The 16,508-nt window shown below is 57.1% G+C and carries 13 protein-coding genes; 7 read left to right on the top strand and 6 right to left on the bottom strand.

Annotated elements, in window-relative coordinates:
- Nucleotides 1-8: 8 nt before the first annotated feature.
- Nucleotides 9-1,994 carry an ATP-binding protein gene (locus tag ACQZ5M_RS02410; protein WP_296076126.1) on the bottom strand — a complete coding sequence of 662 codons (1,986 nt, stop codon included), beginning with the start codon at nt 1,992-1,994 and terminating at the stop codon, nt 9-11.
- 382 nt (nt 1,995-2,376) lie between these two features.
- Here ACQZ5M_RS02410 and ACQZ5M_RS02405 point away from each other — a divergent pair, with 382 nt between their 5' ends.
- From ACQZ5M_RS02405 to ACQZ5M_RS02395, 3 genes are all read left to right on the top strand, one after another.
- Nucleotides 2,377-4,170 (top strand): acetolactate synthase 3 large subunit, encoded by a 1,794-nt coding sequence (locus ACQZ5M_RS02405; protein ID WP_296076123.1) that lies wholly within the window; start codon nt 2,377-2,379, stop codon nt 4,168-4,170.
- Between the two features lie 21 nt (nt 4,171-4,191).
- Nucleotides 4,192-4,764, top strand: a complete 573-nt coding sequence (ilvN, locus tag ACQZ5M_RS02400) for an acetolactate synthase small subunit (protein WP_062426570.1) — start codon at nt 4,192-4,194, stop codon at nt 4,762-4,764.
- Between the two features lie 711 nt (nt 4,765-5,475).
- On the top strand, nt 5,476-7,398 hold the full coding sequence (locus ACQZ5M_RS02395) for a methyl-accepting chemotaxis protein (protein ID WP_296076936.1): 1,923 nt from the start codon (nt 5,476-5,478) through the stop codon (nt 7,396-7,398).
- Nucleotides 7,399-7,557: 159 nt separating this feature from the next.
- Here ACQZ5M_RS02395 and ACQZ5M_RS02390 read toward each other — a convergent pair whose 3' ends face one another.
- A complete protein-coding gene (locus tag ACQZ5M_RS02390) occupies nt 7,558-8,403 on the bottom strand; it encodes an aldo/keto reductase (RefSeq protein WP_296076933.1) in 846 nt (281 codons plus the stop codon).
- A gap of 141 nt (nt 8,404-8,544) precedes the next feature.
- Here ACQZ5M_RS02390 and ACQZ5M_RS02385 point away from each other — a divergent pair, with 141 nt between their 5' ends.
- Entirely contained in the window at nt 8,545-9,138 is a 594-nt protein-coding gene (locus ACQZ5M_RS02385) for a LysE family translocator (protein WP_296014862.1), read from the top strand.
- Between the two features lie 21 nt (nt 9,139-9,159).
- Here the strand turns inward: ACQZ5M_RS02385 and ACQZ5M_RS02380 are convergent, their stop codons facing one another.
- Together ACQZ5M_RS02380 and ACQZ5M_RS02375 are read right to left on the bottom strand one after the other, a co-directional pair.
- Nucleotides 9,160-9,642, bottom strand: coding sequence for a DUF2269 family protein (locus ACQZ5M_RS02380; protein ID WP_296076930.1), 483 nt, complete (start codon nt 9,640-9,642; stop codon nt 9,160-9,162).
- Nucleotides 9,643-9,649: 7 nt separating this feature from the next.
- A complete protein-coding gene (locus ACQZ5M_RS02375; RefSeq protein WP_296076927.1) occupies nt 9,650-10,930 on the bottom strand; it encodes an SDR family oxidoreductase in 1,281 nt (426 codons plus the stop codon).
- Between the two features lie 139 nt (nt 10,931-11,069).
- On the opposite strand from ACQZ5M_RS02375, the gene ACQZ5M_RS02370 reads away from it, so the two are divergent.
- The gene (locus ACQZ5M_RS02370; protein ID WP_296014833.1) at nt 11,070-12,197 is read left to right on the top strand and encodes an ATP-dependent DNA helicase; all 1,128 of its coding nucleotides are present in this window, start codon (nt 11,070-11,072) and stop codon (nt 12,195-12,197) included.
- 14 nt (nt 12,198-12,211) lie between these two features.
- Here the strand turns inward: ACQZ5M_RS02370 and ACQZ5M_RS02365 are convergent, their stop codons facing one another.
- Nucleotides 12,212-13,186 (bottom strand): MerR family transcriptional regulator, encoded by a 975-nt coding sequence (locus ACQZ5M_RS02365; protein ID WP_296076924.1) that lies wholly within the window; start codon nt 13,184-13,186, stop codon nt 12,212-12,214.
- On the opposite strand from ACQZ5M_RS02365, the gene ACQZ5M_RS02360 reads away from it, so the two are divergent.
- Both ACQZ5M_RS02360 and ACQZ5M_RS02355 read left to right on the top strand, forming a co-directional pair.
- Nucleotides 13,180-13,935 (top strand): pyridoxine 5'-phosphate synthase, encoded by a 756-nt coding sequence (locus ACQZ5M_RS02360; RefSeq protein WP_296076922.1) that lies wholly within the window; start codon nt 13,180-13,182, stop codon nt 13,933-13,935. The genes ACQZ5M_RS02365 and ACQZ5M_RS02360 overlap by 7 nt on opposite strands.
- Before the next feature lie 82 nt (nt 13,936-14,017).
- Nucleotides 14,018-15,304, top strand: a complete 1,287-nt coding sequence (locus tag ACQZ5M_RS02355; RefSeq protein WP_296076919.1) for an NAD(P)/FAD-dependent oxidoreductase — start codon at nt 14,018-14,020, stop codon at nt 15,302-15,304.
- Between the two features lie 61 nt (nt 15,305-15,365).
- Here ACQZ5M_RS02355 and ACQZ5M_RS02350 read toward each other — a convergent pair whose 3' ends face one another.
- Nucleotides 15,366-16,412: an NAD(P)-dependent alcohol dehydrogenase gene (locus ACQZ5M_RS02350; protein WP_296099156.1), complete on the bottom strand. Its 1,047-nt coding sequence runs from the start codon at nt 16,410-16,412 to the stop codon at nt 15,366-15,368.
- Nucleotides 16,413-16,508 lie beyond the last annotated feature (96 nt).

Here is a 16,508-nt window from a genome sequence, read left to right as displayed (position 1 = left end):
GTTGTGCCTCAGTCTTTCCTGTAGAGGCTCCCTAAGGGCTTCTTCAGCAAGGTTTCGCGAATGGAGGAGCGTGTTTCGCTGGTGAAAAATGGCCGCGTCGTATCGTGATCGACCGGAGCATTGCGCTCCGTGCTCGATATGGAGATGGGCTGCTGCTGAGGAGGCTTTGGCGTTGCAGTTGGATTACCACGCGGAAGCATGTGAGGGCGGTAGGGTTCGAAGCCGTTACCAACCTCGCCGGGGCGGTCGTAAGCCCAGTCATCCATGTCGGTCTCGCTCATCTCCTTGGCAACCGTCGCGTCGTAGCTCTGCCGGAAGCCGGAAATGTCCGGGCCGGATACCGAGCGCATGCGCTTGACGATGGAGCGGAGATCGACATTGTCCGGCGTGTCGTCATGGATGGCGGCGGTAACGCTGCCCGCCTTCGGCAACATATGCTGCGGCAGGCGTTTAAATCGCATGCGCATCGGAACGCTCACCCCTTCGCCAAAGGCAATCGCTTCGCCGTTGCCAAGAGAGGAGAGGAAGCTGATCGTTGAGCTTGAAGAACCGGAAATCGCAGAGCGGATGATCTCCTGGTCCTTGTCGTTCGAAAGGCGCATGGCGAAGACAGTCGAACACTGCGACAGGATCGTCTGATCCAACTCTCCCGGTCGCTGCGTGATAATGCCAAGCGAAACGCCATATTTTCGGCCTTCCTTGGCGATGCGGGCAATGGCTTGGCGCGTTGGGAAGAAGCCAAGCTCCGGATCGGATGGCACATAACGATGCGCTTCTTCGCAAACGACCAGCGTATGGATCGATCCCTGGCTCCAAAGCGCTAGTTCGAAGGCCATGCGGCAAAGAACCGACGCAACGGAATTGACCACTTCGGAGGGAATTCCGGCAAGCTGAAAGACCGAAATCGGTTTGCCGTCTCCCGGCACGCGGAAGATATGTGCGACCGTCTCGATGATCGTATCGTTGATGGTGCTATTGGAGAACATGAAGTGGTAGCGCGGATCGTTGATGGCTGCCATGATGCGCAGCTTGAGGGTGCGCAGAGCCGGCTTTTCGTCTCTGCCCTCCAGACGACCGAGGCGCTCGTCGATCAGCGCCAGAAGATCGGCAATGCGATAAGGAACCGGTGTATCGGCGGTCAGCGATGATTTTTCCGAGGCGCGCCGAATATGTGACATGTCCGTGCCACGGAAAGCGCGCTTGGCATCTGGGATGAGGTCGCGCAGAATGTCGAGCTCCTCGGCGGGCGGCTTTTGCCCGCGAAATACCACTTCGGCGAACTCTTCGAGTTTCATGAGCCAGAAGGGCAGATCGAGCGTATCGGTATCGATCACCACCGAGGTTGTCGGGAAGGCTGCGGCAAATTCATTATGGGGATCGAGAATCAGTACCCTGAGCTTCGGGTCTTTCTCGATGGCCTTGTTAAGGAGCAGGGTCACGGCCGTCGTCTTGCCCACGCCGGTGGAGCCGAGCACGGCGAAATGTTTCGACAGCAATTGCGGAATGTTGATCATCGCATCGACGCTCTGATCCTGGCTAAGATTGCCGATGATACAACTGCCCGCGGCGCTGTTTTCGTAGATTCGCATGAGGTCACTGGCGCGGATGCGATGAGCGACTGCGCCGAGATGGGGATAGCGGGTAATGCCGCTCGAAAAGAGCTCGATGCCGTCTTCCGTGGAATAGATTTCGCCGAGCAGTTCCACGTCCACGAGCAGCGTATTGGTGTCGTGGTCCGACCATGAAGAACCATCGATATTCATGGCGTAGGTGAGGGCCGTTACGCGCGTTGAGCCGAGATCGATGGAGATCAGCCGTCCGACCGACCATAATTTCGCGACATTCGGATCGTCGTTGGTGATGGTAACGGAGATACGCGCCTTCGAGCCGCTGCAGGAAACCACTCTGCCAAGCATGCGACTGGCTGCTGTCTGTTCGTCCCGGCGGTCGTGTTCGCCCGCCTTTGCCGATGCTCGTAGATCGTCGTTAAACACGGTTTTTTCCCTGCAAGGCCGATGTCGGTGTCGTCGATGCTTTGTTGTTATCTAAAAATGTTTAGGTCATGGGCTTTAACAAGTGGTGTAATTGGCGCGCATCTTTGTTTCGCATCGACCCACTTCCGGGCAATAAAGTTAAGCCTTTGTGATTTTTTCGGCAATTTGCGTTGACGCCCATCATATTTCTGGCTAACACTCCGCCCCATGAAAAATCTTAACGTACTTATCGTGGTGGGACGGCGCATGGGCAGGATGGTGTAACCATCCGGCGAAAGCACCCATGCGCTGAACGAGGCTCCTCTAGGGGCCTTTTTTTATGTCTCCACTTGGGCGGTCACGCTCAGCGATATCCAAAAGCCAAATCGGGATGGAACAGGCAATGACGGATAAGGACAACACGGAAAACAGCAATCGCATGACGGGCGCGGAGATCGTGCTGCGTGCGCTCAAGGACAACGGTGTCGAGCATATCTTCGGCTATCCGGGCGGCGCTGTTCTTCCGATCTACGACGAGATTTTCCAGCAGGAGGAAATCCAGCACATTCTGGTTCGCCATGAACAGGGTGCGGGACACGCGGCAGAAGGTTACGCACGCTCCACCGGCAAGGTCGGCGTGATGCTCGTCACCTCCGGCCCAGGCGCGACCAATGCTGTTACCCCGTTGCAGGATGCGCTGATGGATAGCATCCCTCTGGTCTGCATTTCCGGCCAGGTTCCAACCACACTGATCGGCTCCGATGCCTTCCAGGAATGTGACACCGTCGGGATTACCCGCCCATGCACCAAGCACAACTGGCTGGTTAAGGATGTCAATGAGTTGGCGGGCATCATTCATGAAGCCTTCCGTATCGCGCAGACGGGCCGTCCCGGTCCTGTCGTCGTCGATGTTCCGAAAGATATTCAGTTCGCCACCGGTACCTATACGCCGCCATCCGCTGCCATTCAGCAAAAGAGCTACAAGCCGAAGGTTCAGGGAGATCTGAACGCTATCAAGGCGGCGATCGAACTGATGTCGAAAGCCAGGCGTCCTGTTTTCTATACGGGCGGTGGCGTGGTCAATTCCGGTCCGGACGCCACCCGTCTGTTGCGCGAACTGGTCGAACTGACAGGCTTTCCGATCACCTCCACGCTGATGGGTCTCGGTTCTTACCCGGCGTCCGGCGACAAGTGGTTGGGCATGCTCGGCATGCACGGCTCCTACGAAGCCAATATGGTCATGCACGATTGCGACGTCATGGTTTGCATCGGCGCGCGTTTCGATGACCGCATCACCGGTCGTCTCAATGCGTTTTCGCCCAATTCCAAGAAGATCCACATCGATATCGATCCCTCTTCGATTAACAAGAACGTTCGCGTCGATGTTCCGATCATCGGCGATGTCGCGCATGTTCTGGAAGACATGGTCCGTCTGTGGCGGGCGCTGCCTGCCAAGCCCGAAAAGGCGCAGACCGAAGAGTGGCACAGCCAGATCGCCCGCTGGCGCGCGCGCAACTCGTTCGCCTACAAGAACTCCAACGACGTCATCATGCCGCAATACGCGCTGGAGCGCCTGACTGCGGCAACCCGGGATCATGATACCTACATCACCACCGAAGTTGGTCAGCACCAGATGTGGGCGGCACAGTTCATCGGCTTCGAAAAACCGAACCGCTGGATGACGTCGGGCGGTCTGGGAACCATGGGCTATGGTTTCCCTGCTGCCATCGGCGTTCAGGTTGCCCATCCGGATGCGCTCGTTATCGATGTTGCCGGGGATGCCTCGATCCAGATGTGCATTCAGGAAATGTCATGCGCCATCCAGTATAATCTGCCGGTCAAGATCTTCATCCTGAACAACCAGTATATGGGAATGGTCCGTCAGTGGCAGCAGTTGCTGCACGGCAACCGTCTGTCCAACTCCTATACCGAAGCCATGCCGGACTTCGTCAAACTGGCAGAAGCCTATGGGGCAGTGGGCATGTATTGCGACGACCCCAAGGAACTGGACGACAAGATCGCCGAAATGATCGCGGTGAAAAGACCCGTCATTTTCGATTGCCGCGTCGCCAATCTCGCCAATTGCTTCCCGATGATCCCGTCCGGTAAGGCACATAACGAAATGCTGCTGCCGGATGAAGCAACGGACGAAGCAGTTGCCAATGCCATCGACGCCAAGGGCCGCCAGCTCGTCTAATCGTGGGAAGAGGATAAAGACATGAACGCACACCTACAGCCCACCGGCTCCGCATACTTCATCCAGACCGAAACGGCGATGGTGGAAAACCACACGCTCTCGGTTCTGGTCAATAACGAGCCGGGCGTTCTCGCCCGTGTCATCGGCCTGTTTTCCGGCCGTGGCTACAACATTGAGAGCCTGACGGTTTCTGAGACAGAACACGAGGCACACTTGTCGCGCATCACCATTGTGACGCGCGGCACGCCTGGTGTGCTGGAGCAGATCAAGGCGCAGCTTGAGCGGATCGTTCCGGTTCATCGCGTGGTGGATCTGACGGTGCGTGCCCGCCAGGCAGGGCAAGAGCGTCCAATCGAGCGCGAAGTGGCGCTTATCAAGGTCGCAGGACGCGGCGAAGATCGCGCCGAGACCTTGCGTCTTGCTGATGCCTTCCATGCCAAGGTTGTTGATGCGACGCTCGATCACTTCATTTTCGAGATCACCGGCAAGTCGTCCAAGATCGATCAATTCGTTTCGATCATAAAGCCGCTTGGGCTGATCGAGATTTGCCGTACCGGCATTGCGGCGATGAACCGTGGGCCGGAAGGCATGTAACGCTTCATTCATGAGATCGACGAATGCGACAGGCTCCACTTTCGGGGCCTGTTTTTTTATGTTGGACAGCTACGTGGCGGGATAAATTTGCGAGTGTCGGCTAGAGCGTTTCCTTGTTAAATAGAAACAGTTCTGTTGGTTCAAACGGGATCGACTGATTGTCCGGGCGGCGCGTGCCGTAGCCAACGCATACGGCCAAGCCGTCCGGGCAAGCAGGTGGCCCGTTTCAACCAACCCGAAGGGCCGGTCATCTTTCCGCCAGGCTCAAAGGCGATCGGCTCGACCGTACCTTTGGGTATGCCCTTCGCCAATCGCCTTTGCCCTGACGAAAACCTGCTCCGGCAGAACGTTTCTATTTAACAAGGAAACGCTCTAAGTCGCCTTCCGACAAGCTTCTGGGCTGTAGATCAAGTATCGATCGTTAGCTATGCCTTGGTCGACGATGCCGACTGGTCGTAGGCGTTCGGCTCCCCCAATCGTTGTCTCACGTTACGTAAGGTCGTGATGTATAACGATTTTTATTTTTAACGTCTTCGTCGGCGCCCTCCCGGTTAAACTTTTATACATTCGTCGCGGCATATAACGATCATCGGTTTTCGCGCTATGATGGTGCGTCTCATCAAGATCGACGAAGCAATGATCCGCAGCCCAAGGAGGGGTGGCGGCTGGCGGTCGCTATTGTCATCTGCAGCCTGACTTAAGCGAGGGCATATGTCGTTTTTTGAGAATGCAAAAATTCGGACCAAGATACTGAGTCTCATTCTTCCGGTTTCATTGGTCGGTCTGGGCGGTGTTGGCTTCGTTGCAGTCAACTACAAAAATGCCGATACGACGTACTCCAACATCATTGCAAACAATAGCGCCGCCGCGACCGAGCTATTCCGGGCAAACACATCCCTGGTGGCCTTGGGCTATGACACGACGCTTGGTTTGTTGCGGTCAGAGCAAGGCCTCAAGCCAACCGAAATCCAGGACGAATACAAAAAGGATGTCGCCGCGCTCCTGTCCCGACTTGAGAGTGCGCCGAAACTTCTTCCGGAAATCAGTACCACTCTCTCTGGCATCACCGATCGGGCGAATGCCATTGTCAGGGCCACAGATGAAGTGTGGGTGATGATGAAGAACGGTGATTTTTTGACCGCGCGCCGCAAGCTGACCGAAGTCAACGCGCAAATCGCGTCCTGGCGACTGGATATCCGCGCGTTGAATGAGAAGACGCTGCAGGATGTCGTGGCTAATTCTAATACTCTTTCTGCTACCACCAACTCAACGATACTCTACTCCCTCGCCGCGCTTGGATTACTCTTCGCATCCGCAATAGCCGTTTCATTGCTGGTATCGTCTCGCGGGATCACTGGTCCCATCGACCGGCTGCGCAAGCGGATGGAGACACTGGCTTCGGGCAACGTCACCGACGAGGTTGAGGGTCTTGGCCGTAAGGATGAATTGGGCGAAATGGCGAAAGCGGTCGCGGTTTTCCGCGATAACGCGCTTGAGCGCGTTCGCCTCGAACAGGAAGCAGACGCCAATCGCAGCCTGTCGGAAAAGGAGCGAATTGCGCGCGAGGAGCAGAAGGCCAAGGAAGCGGCGAACACGCAGTTTGCGGTCGATAATCTTGCCAATGCGCTTTCGCGTCTTGCGGAAGGCGATGTGTCCTACCGCATCAGCCAACCTTTCGTCGCGCATCTCGATACCGTTCGCGAGAACTTCAACTCTTCTGCCGAGAAGCTTCAGTCGGCTCTCACCCGTGTCGCGGAAAATGCCCGTGGTATCGATGCCGGTGCCAACGAAATCCGCGCTGCGGCTGACGATCTTGCCAAGCGCACTGAGCAGCAGGCAGCCTCGGTCGAGGAAACCGCAGCCGCCCTGGAGGAGATCACCACGACGGTGAAGGACTCGACCCGTCGCGCTCAGGAGGCCGGTCAACTGGTCGCCAAGGCGCGCACCGGCGCGGAACAGTCCGGTGATGTCGTTCGCAAGGCCGTGGTTGCCATGGAGCGGATCGAGAAGTCTTCCGGTGAGATTTCCAATATCATCAGTGTTATCGACGAGATCGCATTCCAGACCAACCTTCTGGCTCTCAATGCCGGCGTCGAAGCGGCACGCGCAGGCGAAGCGGGCAAGGGTTTTGCCGTTGTTGCCCAGGAAGTGCGCGAACTGGCTCAGCGTTCCGCCAGCGCTGCCAAGGATATCAAGGGCCTTATCTCCACCTCGAACAATCAGGTTCAGGAAGGCGTCGAGCTCGTTGGCGAGACGGGCCGGGCGCTGGAGACGATCGTGTCGGAAGTGCAGGAGATCAATCGCCACGTGATGGCGATTGTGGAGGCGGCACAGGAACAGTCTTCCGGCCTGCAGCAGATCAATACCGCTGTGAACCAGATGGACCAGGACACGCAGAAGAATGCGGCGATGGTGGAAGAGACGACGGCTGCGAGCCATGGTCTTGCTCGCGAAGCTTCGTCGCTGAACCAGCTTCTCGGACAGTTCAAGCTCTCGGATACGTTCGAAGCTCCGGTTCGGCCTGCAACCTCCGCCGAACGTCCGGCTGCGTCGCCGGCTCGCGCTCTTGGTCGCAAGATCGCCACGGCCTTCGGTGGCAACGCTGCCGTCAAGCAGGACTGGGAAGAGTTCTGATAGGACTTTGAGCCATCGCTAGACTGATAAAGCCGGACGCTGAGATCGTCCGGCTTTTTTCGTGCGGCGACATCGCTCGGTTTCGTTCTTCCTGAGTGTCGCGTCCACATTGTCTTGCGAAACCGATTCCGCTGATCACGCCAAGTCCATGAAAATGCTTTACAACATTGCCAGCGAGGTCTTCCTGGTTGGCGGAGGAAACGCGGCGTCGAGAACCGCCCAATCGTCGTCGCTGATTTCCAGATCGGTGGTGCCTCGGTTTTCTTCGACCCGTTCGGGTCGGGCGCTTTTGGGAATTGCGAGCACGCCGTCTCGCTCAAGCAGGAACGCGAGTGCAACCTGTGCCGGGGTGGCCTGATAGGCTTTGGCGATCTTGATCAGATCATGATTGCCCAAGATCCGTCCCTGTTCGATCGGTGAGTAGGCCATGATCGGGATTCCCTTATCCTGGCACCAGGGCAGAAGGTCAAATTCTATTCCGCGCCGGGACAAATTGTAGAGCACCTGGTTTGCAGCGCAATTGGTGCCATTCTCGATTGCAAACAGTTCCTCCATATCCTCGGTATCAAAATTCGAGACACCCCAATCGATGATCTTGCCGGACCGCTTCAGCGTTTCGAAGGCCGCTACAGTTTCTTCCAGCGGATGAGAACCGCGCCAGTGCAGGAGATAGAGGTCCAGTTGTTCTACGCCGAGGCGCGAAAGGCTGCGCTCGCACGCCTCGATGGTGCCTTTTGAGCTGGCGTTGAATGGGTAGACCTTGCTAACAAGAAACACGTCCTGGCGTAGATCGCAAATTGCCTTCCCCACAACGTCTTCGGAGCGCCCGTCAGCGTACATTTCCGCCGTGTCGACGACTGTCATTCCCAGTTCGACTGCCTTGCGGATGCTTGCGATCTCCTCAGCCTCGTTTGTCTGCCGTTCGCCCATGTTCCAGGTGCCTATGCCTAGTGCTGGGATGTTTTTTCCCGAAGGAAGAGTGAGGGTTGGTATCTCGTCATACATGGAGGTCTCCTCAGACTGATATCCGTCAGTAAACCGAAAGGTTCGCCTCCCGATCCATCAAAAATTCTGTGCCATCCCATTCTTGGCGCTTGCTGGTTCTAGATGCGGCCAACGCTTAAAGTGGTGCGCAAGGGGACCTTCATGACAATAGAGACTTTTATCGCACTTCTGCTCTTCGCCTTCACGACATCGATAACGCCAGGGCCGAACAATATGATGCTGTTTGCCTCAGGGGTAAATTTCGGGTTTCAACGGACGATCCCGCATATGTTCGGTATCGCTGCAGGCTTCTTTTCGCTTTTGATCGGCGTCGGGTTAGGGCTTGGCGCGCTACTGCACGCCGTTCCCTTATTATACACTGTGCTCAAATTTGCAGGCGGCGCCTATCTCATATGGATCGCGTGGAAAATCGGAACGTCGCGAACCTTGAGCGAAGGTGAGGCCGTTGGCGAACCGATGACATTCCTGGCGGCAGCCGCGTTCCAGTGGGTCAACCCGAAAGCGTGGGTGATGGCGGTTACGGCAATGGCGACCTATACCGATGACAACGCTTATACAACGACGGTTGTCCTTGTCGGCATCGCTTTTGCAGCCGTCAATCTTCCGAGCGTTTCGACATGGGCAGCGTTTGGCTCTGCGCTACGCGAATGGCTGTCCGTTCCGGTGAGGCTCAAATGGTTCAACATCACCATGGCGGTGTTGCTCGTCGTCAGCCTCTGGCCGATGCTGAAGTGAAAACCTCCCGTGAGGAAAGCTTTAGCCGAGGCCGAACGGGATGTCGGGCTTCGTCAGCATCAGCCAGATAATGGCGATGACGGCGAAGAAAGCTGGAAAACCGCAGGCAAACCAGATGCGATACAGACTGAACCATCGCGGCGGAAGGGGGGAGCCGGCGGCAGCGGACGCTCTGGCGATATCGCGCAGCTTCATCTGTATCCAGACGACGGGAAGCCAGAAGAGGCCGACAAAAACGTAGAGCAGAAGTGAGACCCACACCCAGCCTTGCGTCAACGGCCAACCAATAAGGCGTGCGAGAATGTATCCGGTTATCGGCTGAAAGATCGCGGCGGTTGCGGTGAAAACCGTATCCGCGATCACCACTGTTTCCGCAACATGGGCGATGAGGCTTGGATTTTCGGTCCGGCGCGCCATGACCATGAAGAAAGCAATGCCTGCTCCCGTGCCCAGAAGCACCGTAGCACCGATGACATGGGCGGCACGGATCAATTCCTCCAGCATCGAGCGCTCACCGTTCTTCCAGCGTCGCGAGTGCGGCCAGCGTCAGGACGATCGACGGCAACACCTTAAGGAGGGGGCCGAGCGGATCGAGCCAGAGCGAGGGTTCCACAAGCGTGGCGCCGAAGAGGTATGAGGCCGTCACCAGCAGCATGCCCTGCATGGCTTTTCTTGAGAACCGCTTGATGACGACAGCAAGGCCGAGGCCGATGTCGACCGCGCAGGTGACAAGTGTGAGCGCGGTGGCTACGGGTCCAGACAAAAGTGCAGAGAAATGGCTTGCTGCGTTTTCGACGTTGGCAAGCGGAACGAGGCCCGACAGCAACCAGAACATCGACAGGCACAGGATGATGAGCGGCTTCAGAAGATAGAGCCGCGCAAACCAGAGATCCTGTACAGCTGAAGGATGACGCGCGAGAGTCTCGGATGCCGTCGCGACTGCAAGCGTATTTGCCTGCGCCGTTGTCGAGACGCCCTCCGACATGACTGCCATGGCGGTGGACCGAAGCGGTGAACGCCATCCCAGATGTCCCGCAAGGTCGGCCATCAGGCTGACGGCTTTCGCAATCGCAGGCGAGAGGGCTACAGACTTCGCAGGAGGGAGACCAAGCCACTGGCGATGCAGTGCTACGAGTTGGCTCAACGTCATGACTTCATCGGCTGCCAGGTGCAGGTCGCTTCCCGGTGCGATATGACCGCTGACAGCGCGCGACACGGCAGAGGCGACATCGTTCACCGAGACAACGCGCACGGGGCTGTCTGCATGTGCGAGCGGAACGACGCGGGGAAGACCGGCCAAGGCCCGGATGAGGGCTGTACCCCCATGGGCGTTGCGGCCAATAACGAGGGCGGGGCGGAAGATGACGTGCGGCAATCCACTTGCGGCAAGGGCATCATCGGCACCGCGTTTGGTCGCCAGGAACGGTAAGTCGGCAGCGGTGCCAGAGGTTTGCGCTGAGATTTGAATGACCAGCCTGCCGTGTGCCCGGATGCACGCCTCATAGAGCGCCAGCATCGCATCCAGCTGCGTCGCGGAGAGATTGTCCGCCAGACCATCCTGGAGCGCGCCTGCGCAATTGATGATGACCTCGTGATCCGCAACAAGCTCTGTCCAACTCGCAGCGTCCTTCATCTGCGCCAGATCGCTCTCGATCCAGTTGGCAAGAGGAAATTTTCGGCGGGCGGAAACGGTGTTGCGGGCCAGGCCCGTCACTACATGGCCGTCATTGTGAAGCCTGCGAACAATATCCGAGCCGATGAAGCCGCTTGCGCCAAGAATCAATATCTTCATGCCTCTATCTAATCAAATGGGACGTGGCATGCCATCGTCTGCCTCCGGCAGTTGCGATTTCCAGTCGCTTTCGGGCGCGACATTCTTCTTTCGTTCTTTTTCTATTGCGCTTGCCGCTCGAATCCTGCGAAGAGGAAGCATGCAATTTTCTCCGCAACAGGATGAGGCCCTCAAGGCTGTTTCGCGCTGGTTGAAGGAAGGCCGCTCGCCGGTGTTCCGTCTCTTCGGCTATGCAGGCACGGGCAAGACCACACTTGCAAAGCACTTTGCCGAACACGTTGACGGCGAAGTGCTGTTTGCAGCGTTCACCGGCAAGGCCGCGCAGGTTTTACGTTCGCGTGGGGCCTCCAATGCCCGCACCATCCACTCGCTGATCTACCGGCCTCGTGGCGAAGAGGCCGTCGAAGACGAGGAAACCGGCAAGACGTCGATTGCGCCGATGTTCACGATCAATCGGCAAAGTCCGCTTGCCAAGGCAGCATTGATCATCATCGATGAATGCTCGATGGTGGATGAACAGCTTGGCAAGGACCTGATGAGCTTCGGCACGCCTGTTCTGGTTCTGGGCGATCCAGGCCAGTTGCCGCCTGTTTCGGGCGGCGGTTTCTTCACTGAGCAGGAGCCGGATTATCTTCTGTCGGAAATCCATCGTCAGGCGAAGGACAACCCGATTATACAGCTTGCCATGGATGTGCGTGAGGGACGCGAAATCATGCGCGGAGACTACGGCACCGCGCAGGTGATTTCCAAGTCGGAGGTGACCCAGTCTCTGGTTCTGGATGCGGATCAGGTTCTGGTCGGTACGAACCGGACGCGCAAGCGCTACAATCAGCGTCTGCGCGAACTGAAAGGATTTTCGGCGGATTACCCGCAATCCGGCGACAAGCTCGTATGTCTGCGCAACGACCCGGCAAAGGGGCTGCTCAACGGCTCGCTCTGGCAGGTGATGAGTTCATCCCGGGAAACGGTCAAGCCAGGCATCAATCTGATGATCAGGCCGGAAGACGACGATATGGATCGCGGTGCGGCGAAGATCAAATTATTGAAGGCTGCCTTCGAGGAGAGCGAGACAGAGATACCGTGGTCAACGCGCAAGCGTTACGACGAGTTTGACTATGGCTACGCGCTGACGGTTCATAAGGCGCAGGGTTCGCAATGGAACAATGTCGTGCTTTTTGACGAAAGCTATGCTTTTCGAGATACGCGCGAACGCTGGCTCTACACCGCTGTGACGCGTGCTGCGGAGACCCTTACCATCGTTCGATGATGCTCAGGCCTGCATTATGATTGGATGACACCCATGGTCAGAGCTTTTGCGACAACCTGAAATCGGTTGTTGACGCCAAATTTCCCGAGCAGACTTTCCTCCAATAGGTTCAGCTCGTCAGCCGAAATGCCGAGAGTGCGGCTCATACGGGTGGAGGAATAACCTTCCGACATCAGTTCAAGGCAGGTGGTTTCCTGCTCTGTCAAATCTGCAATCGAGTCCTGGTCGGGATCGCAATCGTGGTCGTCGCTGAAATCCAGAAGGTTGCGGATTTGATCGATCTGGCGATGAACGGAAGACATTTCTATTGCAAGTTCGCCCTTGCGCGTCTCGAGTGCGACCTGGAAGATATCATCAGCTTCCTCCTGTGAGGATGCGTTATCCAGTTGACCCATAATGTCCTGGATGGCTGCGACCGGAACACCGATTTCACGCAGGAGGTTTATAACGGCCATGCGATGTACGTCTTGGTGAGAATATACCCGCATCAGCCCCATTCGACCTGACGACAGGATTTTCTTTTCCTCATAGAAATGCAATGTCCGGTGCGTCACGCCAAAAAGATTTGCCATATCGGCGATGACGACAGGCTCGCTTGGAAGAGAAGACGGAATTTTGACCTCTGGGAGAAAGGCTCTCTGAGCCTTCATAGGCGATGACATAGACGGATTATCGACCTTACTCACGGACTTATCGCTCCATGGTCGGTTTTGGGCTGCAACACCCGGTCGAACCGGGAGATCAGCCACCGCGTTTACATCAATATCATCCAGAAGAACCGCGTCTAAAGTCAAGTCAACGTTAGCATTATCTAATGAAATAGATTGCGTCATATTAGTCCCCATCCAGAACCTGCATAATGCGCTGGATGGATAATGGTTCCATGGAGAGGTAATTTTTTTGGCACTTGCGTGTTGCCGAAATAATTGGGAACAGATGAAGCCTTGAATGGCCATCATCATAAGGTCCGGGATCAGGAAAAATGCCAACGAAATTGTCCGTCAATCTGAATGCCATCGCCATGCTGCGCAATCGCCGCGATCTGCCTTGGCCGGATGTGGCGTCTTTTGGACGCATTGCTCTTCACGCCGGGGCAAGTGGGCTGACGGTTCATCCTAGACCGGATCAGCGTCACATTCGCTTCTCTGACCTGCCGGTTCTGCGCGCCTTGATCGATGATGAATTTCCGGGGGCGGAGTTCAATATGGAGGGCTATCCGACCGAGGACTTTCTCCTGCTGTGCGAAGAGGCCGAGCCGGAGCAGGTTACCCTGGTGCCGGATGATCCGTCGCAGGCGACGTCTGACCACGGTTGGGATTTCCGCAAACACGCAGATTTTTTGAAGACCGTCGTCTCGCGCCTCAAGGCCCGCGGCATGCGCGTTTCGCTGTTTGCGGATGGTGACGGAGACCGGACGGCGCTGGAACTGGCTGCCGCCACAGGTGCCAGCCGTATCGAGCTTTATACCGGGCCCTATGGTGGCTGCTACGATAGTCCCGAGGCTGCCGCCGAGTGGATCGATAAACTCGGACGGACCGCCGATATTGCCACGGAATTAGGACTGGGCGTGAATGCCGGTCATGACCTGACCGTCGCAAACCTGCCCGCGCTGGTAAAGCGTATTCCCGACCTTGCCGAAGTATCCATCGGCCACGGACTTACAGCGGATGCGCTGGAGTTCGGTATGGCCGAAACCGTCCGGCGTTTTTGCCGGGCCTGCGGTCAGGCCATTTCATAACTAATGTCAGTTTTTGCCCTTACAATGAAACCGCGTAGAACCTGCGCGGTTTGATTTTCTCATTGCAGTGAGGGCAAGTGTCATGCAGGAACATCATGTCGTCGTCGTTGGCGGAGGCTTCGGCGGGTTGCAGACGGTTCATGGTCTGAAAGGCGCGCCAGTGCGCATCACCCTGATCGATCGTCGTAATCATCATCTTTTTCAGCCGCTTCTTTATCAGGTCGCAACGACCGCGCTCGCGACATCGGAGATCGCCTGGCCTATCCGCCATCTGTTTCGTGACAGGCCGGAGGTCTCTACTATGCTGGCCGAGGTTTCCGGCGTCGACCGGACGAACCGAACCGTTCATCTGACCAATGGCGATAGGGTCTCGTTTGATACGCTGGTGCTCGCCACCGGTGCGCGCCACGCCTATTTCGGCAATGACGCCTGGGAAAAATATGCGCCCGGCCTCAAGACATTGGAGGATGCCACCACCATCCGTAGGCGACTGCTTCTTGCCTTCGAACGCGCCGAGTTGGAGAAGACGCAGGAGGTGAAGCAGGCTTATCTCACTTTCGTTGTGATCGGCGCCGGCCCGACGGGCGTCGAAATGGCGGGGATGATTGCGGATCTCGCTAAAAAGGTGCTGCCTCCGGAGTTTCGCAATATCGATACGCGCAAGACGCGGGTCATTCTGGTGGAGGCTGGACAGCGCGTGCTGCCTGCCTTTACCGAGGATCTGTCAGAATATAGCAAGCGGGCGCTTGAAGAACTCGGCGTGGAGGTCATGCTCGGCACACCTGTCTCGGATTGTACCGAAGGGGGGGTCAAGATCGGCGATCATTTCATTCCGGCGCGGACCATTATCTGGGGGGCCGGGGTGCAAGCTTCTCCTGCCGCGCAGTGGCTTGGCGTCACGGCAGATCGGGCTGGTCGTACCGAGGTCGGCCCGCATCTTCATATTGCCGATGACCCGAACGTCTTCGTCATTGGCGATACGGCGCATGTTCAGCAAGAGGGCGGCAAACCCGTGCCGGGTATCGCGCCAGCCGCCAAGCAGCAGGGCAGCCATGTCGCCAAGGTCATCAAGGCCCGGCTGACAGGACGGTCACAGCCAGCGCCATTCAAATATATGCATCAGGGGAATCTTGCCACTATAGGCAAACGGGCGGCCGTCATCGATTTTGGCAAGATCAAGCTGAAGGGCGTTGTTGCCTGGTGGATATGGGGACTTGCCCATATTTACTTCCTGATCGGAACTCGCTCCAGGCTTGCTGTCGCCTGGAGTTGGCTTTGGATTTACCTCAGCGGCCAGCACAGTGCGCGGTTGATTACCCAGCGCGATACACTGAAGGATGAGACGCAGCCTGTCGGGAAGGCGTCTTAACGAGAAGAGGCGGGCCCATCCGGTGCCCGCCTCTCTCTTATCTACCGGTAATCGCGGCGAGTTACGCGTCAAGCGTTGCCATGTCGATGACGAAGCGGTAGCGCACGTCGCTCTTCAGCACGCGCTCATAGGCTTCGTTGACGTCCTTGATGTCGATCTTCTCGATCTCGGAGACGATGTTGTGCTGACCACAGAAATCCAGCATTTCCTGGGTTTCCTTGATCGAGCCGATCATCGAACCGGACAGGCTCTTGCGGCCTGGGATCAACGAGAAAGCGTGAACCGGAATGGCGTTTTCAGGCGCGCCGACCACGACCATGGAGCCATTGACCTTGAGCAAGCCAAGATAAGCGTTCCAGTCGATTTCTGCAGAAACGGTGCAGATGATGAGGTCGAAGGCGCCTGCAAGCTTCTCGAAGGTCGAGGCGTCGCTAGTCGCGTAGTAATCCTTCGCACCGAGCTTCATGCCGTCTTCCTTCTTGGAAAGCGACTGCGACAGGACCGTGACATCGGCACCCATGGCCGCGCCGATCTTCACGCCCATATGGCCAAGACCGCCCATACCGACGATAGCGACCTTCTTGCCAGGACCAGCGTTCCAGTGCTTGAGCGGCGAATAAAGGGTGATGCCGGCGCACAGAAGCGGTGCGGACGCGTCGAGCGGCAGGTTCTCCGGAATGGAAAGAACGTAGCCTTCCTTGACGACGATATGATCCGAATAGCCGCCCTGTGTTGCCGTCTTGCCGTCGCGTTCGACCGAGTTGTAGGTCTGGACGAGGCCTGGCATGTATTGCTCATTATCCACGTCGCGAGTGGCGCAGCCAACGCAGCTATCGACGAAGCATCCGACGCCGACATGGTCGCCGACCTTGAAGCGGGTGACCTTGGAGCCGACGGCGGTGACGATGCCGGCGATTTCGTGGCCGGGGACGATTGGGTAGACCGCATTCTTCCATTCATTCCGGACGGTGTGAATGTCCGAATGGCAGATGCCCGCATATTTGATGTCGATGACGACATCGTCTTCGTTCGGCTCGCGGCGCTCGAAGGTGAAGGGCGTTAGCGGCTTGGACGCGTCTGTTGCAGCATAACCTCTTGCAGTAGCCATCTGAAGTTCCTTTCAGCTGTGGAATGGGATGGTTGATCATGCGCCCCTAACGCGAAAGAGCGGTAGAGCGATCCTCCGAGCTTCTTGCATAATTCT

This window comes from Rhizobium sp. 22-785-1 (assembly GCF_053521965.1).
The sequence above is the reverse complement of the archived record's forward strand: the minus strand, read 5'-3'. Positions and strand labels throughout refer to the sequence as shown.

What these genes read in the sequence shown, in the direction of transcription:
- ilvN (WP_062426570.1), top strand. Translation starts at nt 4,192, where the DNA reads ATGAACGCACACCTACAGCCCACCGGCTCCGCATACTTCATCCAGACC.
- ACQZ5M_RS02405 (WP_296076123.1), top strand. Translation starts at nt 2,377, where the DNA reads ATGACGGATAAGGACAACACGGAAAACAGCAATCGCATGACGGGCGCG.
- ACQZ5M_RS02375 (WP_296076927.1), bottom strand. Translation starts at nt 10,930, where the DNA reads ATGAAGATATTGATTCTTGGCGCAAGCGGCTTCATCGGCTCGGATATT.
- ACQZ5M_RS02385 (WP_296014862.1), top strand. Translation starts at nt 8,545, where the DNA reads ATGACAATAGAGACTTTTATCGCACTTCTGCTCTTCGCCTTCACGACA.
- ACQZ5M_RS02350 (WP_296099156.1), bottom strand. Translation starts at nt 16,412, where the DNA reads ATGGCTACTGCAAGAGGTTATGCTGCAACAGACGCGTCCAAGCCGCTA.
- ACQZ5M_RS02390 (WP_296076933.1), bottom strand. Translation starts at nt 8,403, where the DNA reads ATGTATGACGAGATACCAACCCTCACTCTTCCTTCGGGAAAAAACATC.
- ACQZ5M_RS02360 (WP_296076922.1), top strand. Translation starts at nt 13,180, where the DNA reads ATGCCAACGAAATTGTCCGTCAATCTGAATGCCATCGCCATGCTGCGC.
- ACQZ5M_RS02380 (WP_296076930.1), bottom strand. Translation starts at nt 9,642, where the DNA reads ATGCTGGAGGAATTGATCCGTGCCGCCCATGTCATCGGTGCTACGGTG.
- ACQZ5M_RS02355 (WP_296076919.1), top strand. Translation starts at nt 14,018, where the DNA reads ATGCAGGAACATCATGTCGTCGTCGTTGGCGGAGGCTTCGGCGGGTTG.
- ACQZ5M_RS02395 (WP_296076936.1), top strand. Translation starts at nt 5,476, where the DNA reads ATGTCGTTTTTTGAGAATGCAAAAATTCGGACCAAGATACTGAGTCTC.
- ACQZ5M_RS02370 (WP_296014833.1), top strand. Translation starts at nt 11,070, where the DNA reads ATGCAATTTTCTCCGCAACAGGATGAGGCCCTCAAGGCTGTTTCGCGC.